The organism is Nitriliruptor sp., from assembly GCF_040882075.1.
Taxonomy (GTDB): Bacteria; Actinomycetota; Nitriliruptoria; order Nitriliruptorales; family Nitriliruptoraceae; genus Nitriliruptor.
Map to the genome: position 1 here is coordinate 1 of NZ_JBBEBZ010000023.1, position 1,334 is coordinate 1,334.

1 protein-coding gene is annotated in these 1,334 nt (G+C 68.2%); it reads right to left on the reverse strand.

Annotation, left to right across the window (positions count from 1 at the left end; translation table 11 throughout):
- Positions 1 to 1,251, reverse strand: a 1,251-nt coding sequence (locus tag WEB03_RS01440) for an ISL3 family transposase (protein WP_368069189.1), incomplete at its 3' end; no start/stop codon positions are given.
- Between the last annotated feature and the right edge of the window lie 83 nt (positions 1,252 to 1,334).

Consider the following 1,334-nt stretch of genomic DNA (forward strand, 5'->3'; position numbering starts at 1 on the left):
GCGGCCGGGGAGGTCGGGGCACAGCCCACCGAGGGCGAGCATGCCGAGTGCGATCATGGCCTTGGGGGTGCGGAAGCCGTAGGCCCGCCGGTGGATCACGCGTAGCTTGGTGTTGGTGGACTCCACGATGGCGTTCCCGGTGCCGGTGATGAGCATCTGGTCGATCGCGGTGCGGTGGCGGCGGATGGTGCGGGCGAGCGTGACGAACGCCTCGATGCGGCAGCGTTGGGCCCAGGCGAGCCACCGGTCGAGCAGGTTGATGCCGGCCTGGCCGCGCAGCGCGAACACCCGCCGAAGCTGTTCTTTCAGCAGGTAGGCCCGGTACAGCGGACCGTTGGTGCGGGCGATGTCGGCCAGCTTGGCGGCCTGCCGTACCGAGAGGTCCTCGGGGTTGCGCCACAGTGCGTACCGTGCGCCCTTGAGTTCCTTGGCGACGGCGGTCTGCCCGGCGCGGCGGGCGTCGTTCCAGACCTGGCGGCGGACCACATCCAGCGCGTCGGTGGCCCATTTCACGACGTGGAACGCGTCCATGGTGAGCTTGGCGTTCAGACACCGTGAGGCGACTACGTCACCGATCCACCCGGCTGCATCTGCGGATACGAGCCGGATCTTGAGCGTTCTGGACTTGCCCAGCTGGTTGAAGAACTTCGACACGGTCGCCTTGTTGCGGCCTGGAGTGGCCCACACCAGCCGGCCGCTGTCGTGATCGACCACCACCGTCAGGTAGCGGTGGCCCTTGCGATACGAGATCTCATCGATCCCGATCCTGGTGAGCCCGTCGAGCGGATCGGCTCGTGCGCGTGCATCGTCGGACACCCGTTCGACGATCGCCCCGACGGTCCGCCAGGCGATGCGCATCAGTTCGGTGATCGCCTTCTTCGACGAGTGGACCGCCAGCCACGCGACCTGATCGTCGAAGTCGCGGGTGAACCCCACGTCATGACGGGCCCAGGGCACCTCGCCCACCGTCACCCCATGGACCTTGCAGGCCACCCGGGGTGCGTCCGCGACGATGTAGCACCGGGTCGTGGCCTGGTCGAGGCTGCGCCACCGGCGTCGCCCCGCCCCGGCGTCGTGGCCCGGGGACAGGCGGCCGCACCGGCCACAGAACCCCCGTCTGGACCGGCGCTTGTGTAGCCGCACCGAGGCGACCACGACCCGCTCGCCGTCGCGAGTCTCCTCGGCCACGCTCTCGATCACGACCCGGTTGCCGACACGAAGCAGCCGTCTCCATAGACTCTTGAACAGCACGCCGTCTCCTGCGTCTTGTCTCGGACCGTTGAACAGCCCGAAACGTAAGCGGAGACGGCGTGCTACCTACATTCGTGTGCTTC